Annotated in this window: 11 protein-coding genes; 3 read left to right on the top strand and 8 right to left on the bottom strand. The window is 64.5% G+C overall.

Features of this window, described 5'->3' with window-relative positions:
- Positions 1 to 22: 22 nt before the first annotated feature.
- Positions 23 to 1,525: a phospholipase D-like domain-containing protein gene (locus tag EEB18_RS19595; protein WP_187141928.1), complete on the top strand. Its 1,503-nt coding sequence runs from the start codon at positions 23 to 25 to the stop codon at positions 1,523 to 1,525.
- A 103-nt stretch (positions 1,526 to 1,628) separates the two neighbouring features.
- On the opposite strand, the gene EEB18_RS19590 is transcribed toward EEB18_RS19595, so the two are convergent.
- The 5 genes from EEB18_RS19590 to EEB18_RS19570 form a co-directional block, all read right to left on the bottom strand.
- Positions 1,629 to 2,480, bottom strand: a complete 852-nt coding sequence (locus tag EEB18_RS19590; protein WP_187141927.1) for an HpcH/HpaI aldolase/citrate lyase family protein — start codon at positions 2,478 to 2,480, stop codon at positions 1,629 to 1,631.
- An 87-nt stretch (positions 2,481 to 2,567) separates the two neighbouring features.
- On the bottom strand, positions 2,568 to 3,017 hold the full coding sequence (locus tag EEB18_RS19585; RefSeq protein ID WP_187141926.1) for a MaoC family dehydratase: 450 nt from the start codon (positions 3,015 to 3,017) through the stop codon (positions 2,568 to 2,570).
- Positions 3,017 to 4,858, bottom strand: a complete 1,842-nt coding sequence (locus EEB18_RS19580) for an acetyl/propionyl/methylcrotonyl-CoA carboxylase subunit alpha (RefSeq protein ID WP_187141925.1) — start codon at positions 4,856 to 4,858, stop codon at positions 3,017 to 3,019. Before EEB18_RS19580 ends, EEB18_RS19585 begins: the two co-directional genes overlap by 1 nt.
- 10 nt (positions 4,859 to 4,868) lie before the next feature.
- On the bottom strand, positions 4,869 to 5,396 hold the full coding sequence (locus tag EEB18_RS19575; RefSeq protein WP_187141924.1) for a hypothetical protein: 528 nt from the start codon (positions 5,394 to 5,396) through the stop codon (positions 4,869 to 4,871).
- Positions 5,397 to 5,403: 7 nt separating this feature from the next.
- Entirely contained in the window at positions 5,404 to 7,002 is a 1,599-nt protein-coding gene (locus EEB18_RS19570) for a carboxyl transferase domain-containing protein (protein ID WP_187141923.1), read from the bottom strand.
- Between the two features lie 149 nt (positions 7,003 to 7,151).
- Here EEB18_RS19570 and EEB18_RS19565 point away from each other — a divergent pair, with 149 nt between their 5' ends.
- Positions 7,152 to 9,236 carry a M13 family metallopeptidase gene (locus EEB18_RS19565; protein ID WP_187141922.1) on the top strand — a complete coding sequence of 695 codons (2,085 nt, stop codon included), beginning with the start codon at positions 7,152 to 7,154 and terminating at the stop codon, positions 9,234 to 9,236.
- A 174-nt stretch (positions 9,237 to 9,410) separates the two neighbouring features.
- Here EEB18_RS19565 and EEB18_RS19560 read toward each other — a convergent pair whose 3' ends face one another.
- From EEB18_RS19560 to EEB18_RS19550, 3 genes are read right to left on the bottom strand one after another with little or no spacing between them, the layout of a single operon-like run.
- A complete protein-coding gene (locus EEB18_RS19560) occupies positions 9,411 to 9,692 on the bottom strand; it encodes a hypothetical protein (protein WP_187141921.1) in 282 nt (93 codons plus the stop codon).
- Positions 9,689 to 10,039, bottom strand: coding sequence for a hypothetical protein (locus tag EEB18_RS19555; RefSeq protein WP_056347344.1), 351 nt, complete (start codon positions 10,037 to 10,039; stop codon positions 9,689 to 9,691). The genes EEB18_RS19560 and EEB18_RS19555 overlap by 4 nt, the downstream gene beginning before the upstream one ends.
- A gap of 53 nt (positions 10,040 to 10,092) precedes the next feature.
- On the bottom strand, positions 10,093 to 11,259 hold the full coding sequence (locus EEB18_RS19550) for an isovaleryl-CoA dehydrogenase (RefSeq protein WP_056347342.1): 1,167 nt from the start codon (positions 11,257 to 11,259) through the stop codon (positions 10,093 to 10,095).
- Between the two features lie 235 nt (positions 11,260 to 11,494).
- On the opposite strand from EEB18_RS19550, the gene cysD reads away from it, so the two are divergent.
- The gene (gene cysD / locus EEB18_RS19545; RefSeq protein WP_187669032.1) at positions 11,495 to 12,421 is read left to right on the top strand and encodes a sulfate adenylyltransferase subunit CysD; all 927 of its coding nucleotides are present in this window, start codon (positions 11,495 to 11,497) and stop codon (positions 12,419 to 12,421) included.
- The last annotated feature ends 14 nt before the right edge of the window (positions 12,422 to 12,435 follow it).

Raw genomic sequence — 12,435 nt, 5'->3', positions numbered from 1 at the left:
GTTGCGGTGCGTCTCAGCGACCATGAGCGAGGGCGCGCTTTCCCCGATCGTTGTCGAAGGCCGCAATTGCTGGCGGATCGAACGCGCCGACAAGGCGCGGATGATCGTCGATGCCGCCGATTATTATGCGCTGCTCAAAGAGTTGATGGCGGGTGCGAAGGAACGCATCCTGCTGATCGGCTGGGACTTCGATCCGCGCATCGCCCTATGCCCCGACGAGAAGGGCGAGGGCGAGGCGCTCGGCCACTATCTGCTGCGGCTGGCGCATGATGCCCCCGATCGCGACATCGACATCCTGCGATGGAATTTCGGCGGACTGAAGCAATATCTGTCGCCCGCCATCGTGACGATGATCGCGCGCTGGAAACTGACGCGCTCGATCAGCTTTCGCATGGACAGCGCGCACCCGTTCGGGTGTAGCCATCACCAGAAGGTCGCGGTGTTCGACGACCATCTGGCGGTATGCGGCGGCATCGACGTCGCCGCGCGCCGCTGGGATACGCGCGACCACTCCGACGAAGATCCGCGCCGCACCGATCCCGACGATAAATCCTATATGCCCTGGCATGATTCGACGATGATCCTCGCCGGGCCGGTCGGCAATGCGCTGGCCGAACTGGGCAACGAGCGGTGGCAGCGCGCGACCAAGAAGCCGTTGCGCGAGGTGAAGGGCGACGGGGAGAATTGGCCCGAAGCGCTCGAGGCCGACTTCTTCGGGGTCGATGTCGCCATTTCGCGCACCCGCGCCGAATATGACGGCTATGAGGAAATCCGCGAGATCGAGCAGCTCTATCTCGACATGATCGCGGCGGCGCAGCGCTTCATCTATTTCGAAAATCAATATTTCACGAGCGCCAAGATCGCTGCCGCGATCGCCGAGCGGCTGAACGAGGACGATCCGCCCGAATTTGTGCTGGTGATGCCGAAGCAGGCTGACGGCTGGCTGGAGCAGATGGCGATGGACGCCGCGCGCGTGCAGCTGGTGCGCGAAATCGCGAAGGCGAAGCATGGCGACCGGCTGCGCGTCTATGTCCCGCATACCGAGGGGGGCGAGGCCATCTATGTCCATGCCAAGACCGCGATCGTCGACGACCGGATGATCCGTGTCGGGTCGGCGAACATGAACAACCGCTCGATGGGGCTCGACAGCGAATGCGATGTGACGATCGATGCCGCGTTGGCGGCGAACACCGGGGTTGAGCCGACGATCCGCCGGCTGCGCGAGTCGCTGATCGCCGAGCATCTGGGGGTCGAGCCGAGCGAGGTCGGCCGCGCGTTCGAAGGCAGCGGGTCGCTGGTTGCGGCGATCGAGGCGTTGCGCGGGAGCGAAGGGCGGACGCTCGAACTGCTCGACCTGACCAAACCGGGGCCGTTCGACCAATATATCGCCGAGCATGAACTGCTCGACCCCGAAAGCCCCGACGCGATGTTCGATGCGATCCCCGAGCGCGGGATGCGCAAGAACTGGCACAAGGGCAAGGCCTGGATCAGGCGGCACCGGCCGTTCGGGCGAAAGCCGGCCTAAATTCCCGTTTGTGTCGAGCGAAGTCGAGACACGCTTGGGAAACCCCCGCCTTCAGGGTGTCTCGACTTCGCTCGACACCAATGGAGATTGGGTGCGAAGTTCTTTAGTCCGCCAGCGACAGGATATGCCGCGCCTGTTTCAGGTGCGGCGCGTCGACCATCTTGCCGTCGACCTGCAGCACCCCGACGTCGGGGTTGGCGGCAAAGGCATCGACGATCGCCTGAGCCCGCGCGACCTCGTCGGCGGCGGGGGTGAAGGCGGCGTTGATCGGGCCGACCTGCGACGGATGGATCGCCATCATGCCGGTGAAACCGTCGCGCCGCGCGCGGGCGGCATAGGCGGCGAGGCCGGCCTCGTCCTTGATCGCGGGAAAGACCGTGTCGATCGCGGCGGTGCCCGCGGCGTGCGCGGCAAAGAGCGTCATGGCGCGGGCGACGTCATAGGGCGCGGTATAGCTGCCGTCGGCTTCGCGGCTCGTTGTGGCGCCGATCGCGGCGGGCAGGTCCTCGGCGCCCCAGGTCAGTCCGACGAGCCGATCCTTGATTTCGCGGTAGCTGCCGAGGGTGAAGAGGGCGGCGGGGGTTTCGGTGGCGATCGGCAGGATCGCTGGTAGCGACGCGTCGCTTGCCGACTCGCTGCGCATGATGGTGTCGAGTTGCTGGATGCTGGGGGCGCCTTCGGCCTTGGGCAGCATGATCGCGTCGGGGCGCGCGGCGATGATCGCGGCGACGTCGGCGGCGGTCAGATGGCCGTCGAGCGGATTGACGCGCACCAAGGTGATCACCTCGCGGGTGCCCGCCAAATAGTCGGCGATCGCGTGGCGGGCGACATCCTTGTTCGCGAGCGACACCGAATCCTCGAGGTCGAGGATGATCGCGTCGGCGCCCGAGGCGGCGGCCTTGGCGAAGCGTTCGGGCCGGTCGCCGGGGACGAAGAGGAGGGAGCGGAGTCTCATGCCATCACCTATGCCGTTCGTGTCGAGCGAAGTCGAGACGCGCGAAGGGCAAACGGTTCTCGACTTCGCTCGAACCGAACGGAAAAATCAGTTCTTCTTCTTGATCAGCGCGGAGCGTTCGCACTGGCAGACGATTTCGTCGCGCTGGTTGATCGCGCGGTGCAGGAAGGTCACGATACCCGCATTCGGCCGCGATTTGGACTCCTTGAGACCAACGACTTCGGATTCGGCGCGAAGCGTGTCGCCGATGAACACCGGCTTGGGCATGACGAGCTTGTCGTAACCGAGGTTGGCGACCAGCGTGCCGAGCGTCGTATCGCCGACCGACAGCCCGACCATCAAGCTGAAGGTGAAGGTGCCGTTGACGAGGATCTGGCCGAATTCCGACGCCTTCGCCGCCTCGACGTCGAGGTGCAGCGGCTGCGGATTGTGCGTCATCACCGTGAACAGCAGATTGTCGGTCTCGGTCACCGTGCGGCGGATGTCATGCGCCAGCGTATCGCCGATCGCCCATTCGTCGAAATATTTGCCGGCCATCAGCCTTCTTCCTTCTCGATCCGCACCAGCAGCGCTTCGACCTGCACTTGCGCGCCGGCCACCGCATTGAGTTCGGCGACCACCCCGTCGAAGGGCGCGGTCAGGCTGTGCTCCATCTTCATCGCTTCGAGCGTCAGCAGTTTCTGGCCCTTGGTCACCGTGTCGCCCGCGGCGACCTCCACCGCGATGATCTTGCCAGGCATCGGCGACAGGATCGCGCCGTCGCCTGCGGCCCCGCCTGTGCCGCCCGCCGCGCGCCAGAGGGTGAGCTGCCACACCGATCCCGCTTCGGCGACGAGCATCGCGGGGGCGGGTTCTTCGGCGCCGGGGCCGTGGAGCATCACCTCGACGCGCTTGCCGTCGAGCAGGAAGGGCGCGCTGCGCACATCGGGCGCGTTGAGGCGGAAACCCGCCTGCAGGACACGCGGCGTCATCGCCATCGCGGCGTTGGTCAGCGCCTGCGCCGACGGCTCGGGCTCGGCGGTCATGCTGTCGCCGTCGCGGCCGATCAGCCCGGTATCGACGCTGCCCGCGACGAAGTCGGGGTGGTCGAGCGCGTTGATCAGGAAGGCCGAATTGGTCTTCACTGGCCAGATCGCGCTGTCCTCCAGCATCTCGGACAGCAATTCGCGCGCTTCCTCGCGGTCTTCGCCCCAGGCGATGACCTTGGCGATCATCGGATCGTAGAAGGGCGAGACCTCGGCACCTTCATAGACGCCGGTGTCGACGCGGCCGCTATGCTCGGGAAGCTGGAACAGCTCCAGTGTGCCGATCGAGGGCAGGAAGCCCTTGCTCGGATCCTCGGCATAAAGCCGCGCTTCCATCGCCCAGCCGTTGATCGCGAGGTCGTCCTGCGCCAGCGGAATCGGCTCACCCGATGCGACGCGCAGCTGCCATTCGACCAGATCGACGCCGGTGATTTCCTCGGTCACCGGATGCTCGACCTGCAGCCGTGTGTTCATTTCCATGAACCAGATGCGGTCGGCGCGCAGGCCTTCCGAGGCGTCGGCGATGAACTCGATCGTGCCGGCGCCGACATAGTCGACCGCCTTCGCCGCGCGCACCGCGGCGTCGCAGAGGTCGGCGCGCGTCGCGTCGTCCATGCCGGGGGCAGGGGCTTCCTCGATCACCTTCTGATGACGGCGCTGCAGCGAGCAGTCGCGCTCGAACAGATGGACGACGTTGCCGTGGGTGTCGCCGAAGACCTGCACCTCGATATGGCGCGGGGTCAGGATATATTTCTCGATCAGCACATGGGCGTTGCCGAACGACGCCGCGGCCTCGCGCTGGCACGAGGTGAGTGCGTCGAGGAAATCGCCTGCGGCGTCGACCTTGCGCATCCCCTTGCCGCCGCCGCCGGCGACCGCCTTGATGAGCACCGGATAGCCGATTTGCCCGGCCTGTTCAGCGAGGAAGGCTGGGTCCTGATTTTCGCCCATATAGCCCGGGGTCACGGGCACCCCGGCTTCGGCCATCAGCTTCTTGGCCGCGTCCTTGAGGCCCATCGCGGTGATCGACGAAGGTTTCGGTCCGACCCACACGAGCCCGGCATCGGCGACAGCTTGCGCGAACTCGGCGTTTTCGGACAGGAAGCCATAGCCCGGATGGATCGCCTCGGCGCCGGTGGCTTTGGCGGCGGCGATGATCTTCTCGCCGACGAGGTAGGATTCGCGTACCGGTGGCGGCCCGATATGCACCGCCTCATCGGCCTCGCGCACATGCAGCGCCTTCGCGTCGGCGTCCGAATAGACCGCGACGGTCCGAATGCCCATCTCGCGCGCGGTGCGGATGATACGGCAGGCGATCTCGCCGCGATTGGCGATGAGGAGGGATTGGATCATTCTAAGCCTATCACTTCTTCCAAAGACACACCTTGACCAGTTGCTGGTAGGTGTCAGATGGCTGGCGTTTAGTTTCGTTTGAATAGCAAGCGCCGTTTCTGACCAGTTCGTACCAAGCGCTTCCATCGCCCTTCACGTAGCGGACATCCTCATTGCCATAACCGGTCCATTTGCCGTCTTCGTCCTTGAAGACGTTAGCCCAGTAATCCGTAGACATCTCGTAAGCAGTGATTTGAGCTTTGGGGTAATCGATCCCATCATAGACTTGCCTAGGGCCGTCAATGTGAAACTCTCCGCCCTTATGAATGATGTATGCGCAAGGTCCCGAAATTCTGCTCTGGCCATCGACGACCAATAGACATCTTCCGATCTTGTATCCCTTCGGCAAGCGATCCGCCGAAAGATAAGGCGGTTTTGCAGCAAGCTTCGAATAGTGCTGCTCATAGTCAAAATGCGGCGGCATTTTGAATTCGTTGGCTTCGCTAGAGGTCGAAGGGATCGATAAGCAAGCCACCAAAGAGAGCAATAAAATTCGCATATCTTCCCTACATCCGGAACACGCCGAACCCGCGCTCTTCGACCGGGGCGTTCAGCGTCGCCGCAAAGGCCAGTCCCAACACATCCCTTGTCTGCGCCGGATCGATAATCCCATCGTCCCACAACCGCGCCGTCGCATGGTACGGATTGCCCTCATCCTCGTACTTCTGCCGGATCGGTGCCTTGAAAGCCTCGGCCTCCTCGGGCGTCCATTTGTCCGCATCGCGGTGGACCGTCGCCAGCACCGACGCCGCCTGCTCGCCGCCCATCACCGAAATCCGCGCATTGGGCCAGGTGAACAGGAAACGCGGCGAATAAGCCCGCCCGCACATGCCGTAATTGCCCGCGCCAAAGCTGCCGCCGATCAGCACCGTGATCTTCGGCACCGTCGCGGTCGCGACCGCGGTGACCAGCTTGGCGCCATGTTTCGCAATGCCTTCGGCTTCGTACTTCCCACCGACCATGAAACCGCTGATGTTCTGCAGGAAGAGCAGGGGGATGCGCCGCTGCTGCGCCAGTTCGATGAAATGCGCGCCCTTGACCGCGGACTCGCTGAACAACACGCCGTTGTTCGCGAGGATCGCGACCGGGATGCCCCAGATATGCGCGAAGCCGCAAACGAGCGTGGCGCCGTAATTGGCCTTGAACTCGTGGAATTCGCTGCCGTCGACGATGCGCGCGATCACCTCGTGCACATCATAGGGCGCGCGCACGTCTTGCGGGACGATGCCGTAGAGCTCCTCGCCGTCATATTTGGGCGGGCGCGGGTCCTTGATAGCGACGTCAAAGCCCGCGTCGGTTCCCAAATGGCTGACGATGTCGCGGACGATCGTCAGCGCATGCTCGTCATTCTCGGCGAGATGGTCGACGACCCCCGATTTCTTCGCGTGCAAATCGCCGCCGCCGAGGTCCTCGGCGCTGATTTCCTCGCCCGTCGCCGCCTTGACCAGCGGCGGGCCGGCGAGGAAGATCGTGCCCTGGTTGCGGACGATCACCGTCTCGTCGCTCATCGCGGGCACATAAGCGCCGCCCGCGGTGCAGCTGCCCATCACACAGGCGATCTGCGGGATGCGCTTGGCGCTCATATTCGCCTGGTTGAAGAAGATGCGCCCGAAATGGTCGCGGTCGGGAAACACCTGATCCTGATGCGGCAGGTTCGCGCCGCCGCTGTCGACCAGGTAGATGCACGGCAGGCGGTTCGCTTCGGCAATCTCCTGCGCGCGGAGATGCTTCTTCACCGTCATCGGATAATAGGTGCCGCCCTTTACCGTGGCGTCGTTGCACACGATCATGCACTGGCGCCCCGACACGCGCCCGATGCCGCAGATCAGCCCTGCGCCGGGCACTTCGCCCTCGTAAAGGTCGTTCGCCGCCAGCTGGCCGATCTCGAGAAAGGGCGAGCCCGCGTCGAGCAGCCGCTCGACGCGCTCGCGCGGCAGCAATTTGCCGCGGCTGGTGTGGCGCTCGCGCGACTTTTCATTGCCGCCCAGCCCGGCTTCGGCGACGCGTGCCCGCAGTTCCTCCCGCAGCGCGATATTGTGTGCGGCATTGGCGCGATAGGCTTCGCTATCGGCGTTGATCATGGTTCCGAGGACCGGTGCGCTCACGTCCATTACTCTCCCGTTCAGAAGGGCGGAGTTAGCCGGTCGCTCGTCGATTGGAAAGCGCCGCACGCCGAAATCGGTTGGCGTTGAAACCATCGGCACACAGGCGTATCGCTTCGGCATATTTTGAAACAGACAAGGTCCTTCCCCCCATGAAGCATCCCATCCTCGCCATCCTGCTGTCCACCGCGGCGATCCTCGGTGGCCCCGTTGCCTGCACCAGCGGCAAGGAGGCAAGCAGCGCCGCCTATACCGTCGGCACCGAACTCGGCATCAACAAGGCGGCGATGGATACCGCCGCCAAGCCGGGCGACGACTTCTTCGCTTACGCCAACGGCAATTGGGCGAAGACCACCGAGATTCCGGCCGACCGGTCGAACATCGGCGCTTTCTATGTGGCGCAGCTCGAAACCGAAAAGCGCAACCGCGAACTGGTCGATGCGATCGTCAAGGGCGCGCCGGGCGCGGACAGCAACAATTCGCGCATCGCGGCCTTTTATCGCGCCTATGTCGATACCAAGGCGATCGACGCCGCGGGCATGAAGCCGGTGGCGGCCGACATCGCGCGCTTCGATGCGATCGCCGACAAGGCGGCGCTGTCGAAGATACTGGGCGAACAGACGCGCGCCGACGTCGACCCGCTGAATGCCACCGACTTCAACACCGAAAACCTGTTCGGTATCTTCGTGACGCAGGGACTCGCCACGCCCGGCGACGTCATTCCCTATGTGCTGCAAGGCGGGCTGGGTTTGCCCGAGCGCGAATATTATCTGTCCGCCGATCCCAAGATGGCGAAGATTCGCACCGAATATCAGGCCTATATCGCCCGGCTGCTGACTGCCGCGGGGCAGGCCGACGCCGCTGCGAAGGCGAAGCGCATCTACGATCTCGAGGTCAAGATCGCCAAGGCGCATGTGTCGCGCGAAGACAGCGAGGATTTCGCCAAATCGTCGGGCGTGTGGAGCAAGGCCGATTTCGCGAAAAAGGCCCCCGGCATCGACTGGTCGGCCTATCTGGCGGGTGCCGGACTCGACGGGGCCAGCAAGTTCGGCGCCTATCACGCGGCGGCGATCACCGGCCTGTCCGCGCTCGTCGCATCCGAACCGCTCGACGCGTGGAAGGACTGGCTGGTCTTCCACCAGATCAATACGCACAGCGACGTGCTGCCGACCGCGGTCGACAACGCCCATTTCGCCTTTTACGGCACGACGCTCGCCGGCACGCCGCAGCAGCGTGCGCGGGACAAGCGCGCGCTCGACGCGCTCGACACCTATCTCGGCGATGCGGTCGGCAAGGCCTATGCCGACAAATATTTCCCCGCCTCGGCGAAGGCCGAAGTCGGCGACATGGTGACCAACATCAAGGCGGCCTTTGCGACGCGGGTCGAAGGCCTCGACTGGATGGCGCCCGACACCAAGAAGGAAGCGGTCAAGAAGGTCGAGACGATCGTCGTCGGCGTGGGCTATCCCGACACCTGGCGCGACTATGGCAGCTACACGGTCGGCAACGATGCCTATGCCAATGTCGTCGCGGGCGAAAAGGCCGAGACCGCACACCAGTTCGCCAAGATCGGCAAGCCGATGGACAAGGGTGAATGGTGGATGGTGCCGCAGACGGTCAATGCCGTGAACCTGCCGGTCCAGAATGCGCTGAACTTCCCCGCCGCGATCCTGCAGCCGCCCTTCTTCAACCCCAAGGCCGACCCCGCATACAATTATGGCGCGATCGGCGCGGTGATCGGACATGAGATCAGCCACAGCTTCGACAATAATGGCGCCGCGTTCGATTCGACCGGCGCGCTGCGCAACTGGTGGACCCCGGCCGATCTCGCGAAGTTCAACGCGGCCGGCGCCGCGCTCGCTGCGCAGTTCGACACCTACAAGCCGTTCCCCGACCTCGCGATCAACGGCAAGCTGACGTTGGGTGAGAATATCGCCGACGTCGCGGGACTGCAGGCCGCTTATGACGCCTATCGCGCCTCGCTGAACGGCAAGGAAGCCCCCGTGATCGACGGCTTCACCGGCGACCAGCGCTTCTTCATCGCCTATGCGCAGACCTGGGCGACCAAGATGCGCGACGAGGCGCTGCGCGCGCGCGTCGCGACCGATGGCCATGCGCCGGGCATGTACCGCGCGCTGACGGTCCGCAACCTCGACGCCTGGTACAAGGCGTTCGACGTGAAGGAAGGCGACAAGCTGTATCTGGCGCCCGACAAGCGCGTGCGGGTTTGGGGGTAAAATACCTCGACAGTCTGGAGCGGCCCAAAAGATCCTCCCCATCGCGGAGCGTTGGGGAGGGGGACCGCCGCGAAGCGGTGGTGGAGGGGTTTCGACGTCGGCGCCATTACCCCTCCGTCAGCGGCTACGCCGCTGCCACCTCCCCATCGCTTCGCGTGGGGAGGATCTTTGGCGCTACTCTTCTTGGGCTGGCTGCCCGCCCGGCTTTTCCTTCAGGATCAGATAACGATAGACCCCAATCGCGTTGATGATCAGCAGCGCGATATTCTGCCACCCGATGCCCTCGCTGTCGGGTTGCAGAAAGCCCCACGCGACCAGCGCGATGCTGCTCGTGACGAACACCACGAACGCCCAGCCGGTCCAGCGCCGCCCAAGGTTGAGCGACACCACCAGCGCCGCCAGCGTCGCCGCGCCGGCGCCATAATATTGCATCGCGGTCAGCAGCGTGTCGTTCAAGCCCAGGCTCCGATCAGCGCCAGCACCCCCGATCCGGCCAGAAAGGGCCAGATGATGTGCCGTCCACCGGTACACGCGGCGTTGACCAGTCCGGTTCCCAGCCAGCCGATGCCGAGGACGATAATCAGCCCGCGCGGGGTGCCCGGCCAAGCGACCGTCGCCGCCGACAGCAGCATCAGCACCGCCATCGCGTGCCACGCGAAGCGAAAGACCTTGCGCGGCAGGTCGGCGAGCAGGATGCCGCGCTTGATGCGCAGCAGCGGCTGGATCAGCCGCTTTTCGCCTAGAATCGAATGGGTGAGGGCCGATGCGACCATGGCCGCGGCGGCAAGCCATAGCCAGTTCACGCGCCGCGCATCCCGCCGCCAATACCCCTCATTTAGCCCCCCTTCGGCTGGTCTCAGCCCGCTCCGATAAGCTCCCGGCCGATCAACATACGGCGAATTTCGTTGGTTCCGGCGCCGATGTCGAGCAGCTTGGCGTCGCGCCAATAGCGTTCGACCGGCCAGTCCTTGGTGTAGCCCGCGCCGCCCAGTGCCTGGATCGCTTCGCCCGCGACCTTCACGGCGTTCTCGCTCGCCAGCAATATGCAGCCGGCGGCGTCGAAGCGCGTCGTCTGGCCGGCGTCGCAGGCCTTGGCGACGTTGTAGACATAGGAGCGTGCCGACTGGAGCATCACATACATGTCGGCAACCTTCGCCTGCATCAGCTGGAACGATCCGATCGGCTTGCCGAACTGCTTGCGCTCGCGGACGTAAGGAATCACGGTGTCGAGGCACGCTTGCATGATGCCGAGCTGCAGTCCCGCGAGTACGACGCGTTCATAATCGAGCCCCGACATCAGCACACCGACGCCGCCATTTTCGGGGCCGATCACCTGCTCTTCGCTCACTTCGCAATCGTCGAACACCAGTTCGGCGGTCGGCGAGCCGCGCATGCCGACCTTGTCGATTTTCTGCCCGATGCTGAACCCCGGCATGTCCTTTTCGATCAGGAAGGCGGTGATCCCGCGCGATCCCGCCTCGGGGCTGGTCTTGGCATAGACGACGAGCGTGTCGGCGCAGGTCGCGTTGGTGATCCAGAATTTGGTGCCGTTGAGGACATAGCCGCTGCCCTTCCGCTCGGCCTTGAGCTTCATCGACACGACGTCGCTGCCGGCGCCGGCTTCGGACATCGCAAGGCTGCCGACATGCTCGCCCGAGATCAGCTTGGGGAGGTATTTCGCCTTTTGTTCGGCATTGCCCCAGCGGCGGATCTGGTTGACGCACAGGTTCGAATGCGCGCCATAGCTGAGACCGATCGCGCCCGATGCGCGGCTGACTTCCTCGACCGCGATGACATGTTCGAGATAGCCGAGGCCGAGCCCGCCGTAGTCTTCCTCGACGGTGATGCCGTGCAGGCCGAGGTCGCCCATCGCGGTCCACAGTTCGTCGCGCGGGAACCAGTCCTCGGCATCGGCCCTGGCCGCGAGCGGCGCGATCTTGTCGTCGGCGAAGCGCGCGGCGCTCTCGCGGATCATCTCGGCATTGTCACCGAGCGCGAAATCGAAATCGGGGGTGGCGCGCATATGTTCCTCTATCTGCTTGTTGTTGCGACTAGCAGGAAGGTGCCGCAAACAGAAGGGGATGCACAAGCCAGACTATTTTGCCGCAAAGCCCATACTGCTTGCCTGTCGGCGCGCCGAGTGGCTAGGGGCGATCGGCGCGGACGGTCGTCCGCGTGGCTCCCATTTGGGAATAGTCTACGCCGGATAGGCGCTTATGTCGCCGATCCAGCGCCATCGAATAAAGAGGAACCGGAGCTTGTCGTCTCCCACGCCGCAAAGTCCATCGAACCTGACCCATCTCGACCGTCTGGAGTCGGAGGCGATTCACATCATGCGCGAGGTGCTGGCGGATGCGGCGGCGCCGGTGATGCTGTATTCGGTGGGCAAGGACAGCGCGGTGATGCTGCACCTGGCGCGCAAGGCGTTTTACCCGTCGCCGCCGCCGTTCCCGCTGCTCCACGTCGATACGACGTGGAAGTTCCAGGCGATGTACGAGTTGCGCGACCGGATGGCGGCCGAGAGCGGCATGGAGCTGCTCGTCTATCAGAACCCCGAGGCGAAGGCGCGCGGGATCAACCCGTTCGACCATGGGCCCTTGCATACTGACATGTGGAAGACCGAGGGGCTCAAGCAGGCGCTCGATTTGCATGGCTTCGACGTCGCCTTCGGCGGCGCGCGCCGCGACGAGGAGAAGAGCCGCGCCAAGGAACGCATCTTCTCGTTCCGCACCGCGAGCCACGGCTGGGATCCCAAGAAGCAGCGCCCCGAGCTGTGGAACCTCTACAACGCCAGGAAAGCGAAGGGCGAGAGCATCCGGGTCTTCCCGATCTCGAACTGGACCGAGCTCGATATCTGGCAATATATCGCCCGCGAGGCCATTCCCATCGTACCGCTCTACTTCGCGGCGCCGCGTCCGACGGTGGAGCGCGACGGCCTGCTGCTGATGGTCGACGACGACCGCTTCCCGCTCCGCGAGGGCGAAGTCCCCGTCACCCGCTCGATCCGCTTCCGCACGCTGGGCTGCTACCCGCTCACCGGCGCGGTCGAGAGCGAGGCGGCGACCTTGAGCGAGGTCATCCAGGAGATGCTGCTGACCACCACGAGCGAGCGGCAGGGCCGCGCGATCGACAAGGACGGCGGCGACGCGTCGATGGAGAAGAAGAAGCAGGAGGGGTATTTTTGACCCGCCGCGTCAAT

The sequence above is a fragment of the Sphingopyxis sp. OPL5 genome (assembly GCF_003797775.2).
Taxonomy (GTDB): Bacteria; Pseudomonadota; Alphaproteobacteria; order Sphingomonadales; family Sphingomonadaceae; genus Sphingopyxis.
Note: the sequence above shows the minus strand (reverse complement) of the source record. Positions and strands in the feature narration are given on the sequence as shown.

Excerpts from the sequence above, each read along its gene's own strand:
- EEB18_RS19595 (WP_187141928.1), top strand. The coding sequence starts at position 23 with ATGAGCGAGGGCGCGCTTTCCCCGATCGTTGTCGAAGGCCGCAATTGC.
- EEB18_RS19590 (WP_187141927.1), bottom strand. The coding sequence starts at position 2,480 with ATGAGACTCCGCTCCCTCCTCTTCGTCCCCGGCGACCGGCCCGAACGC.
- EEB18_RS19585 (WP_187141926.1), bottom strand. The coding sequence starts at position 3,017 with ATGGCCGGCAAATATTTCGACGAATGGGCGATCGGCGATACGCTGGCG.
- EEB18_RS19580 (WP_187141925.1), bottom strand. The coding sequence starts at position 4,858 with ATGATCCAATCCCTCCTCATCGCCAATCGCGGCGAGATCGCCTGCCGT.
- EEB18_RS19575 (WP_187141924.1), bottom strand. The coding sequence starts at position 5,396 with ATGCGAATTTTATTGCTCTCTTTGGTGGCTTGCTTATCGATCCCTTCG.
- EEB18_RS19565 (WP_187141922.1), top strand. The coding sequence starts at position 7,152 with ATGAAGCATCCCATCCTCGCCATCCTGCTGTCCACCGCGGCGATCCTC.
- EEB18_RS19550 (WP_056347342.1), bottom strand. The coding sequence starts at position 11,259 with ATGCGCGCCACCCCCGATTTCGATTTCGCGCTCGGTGACAATGCCGAG.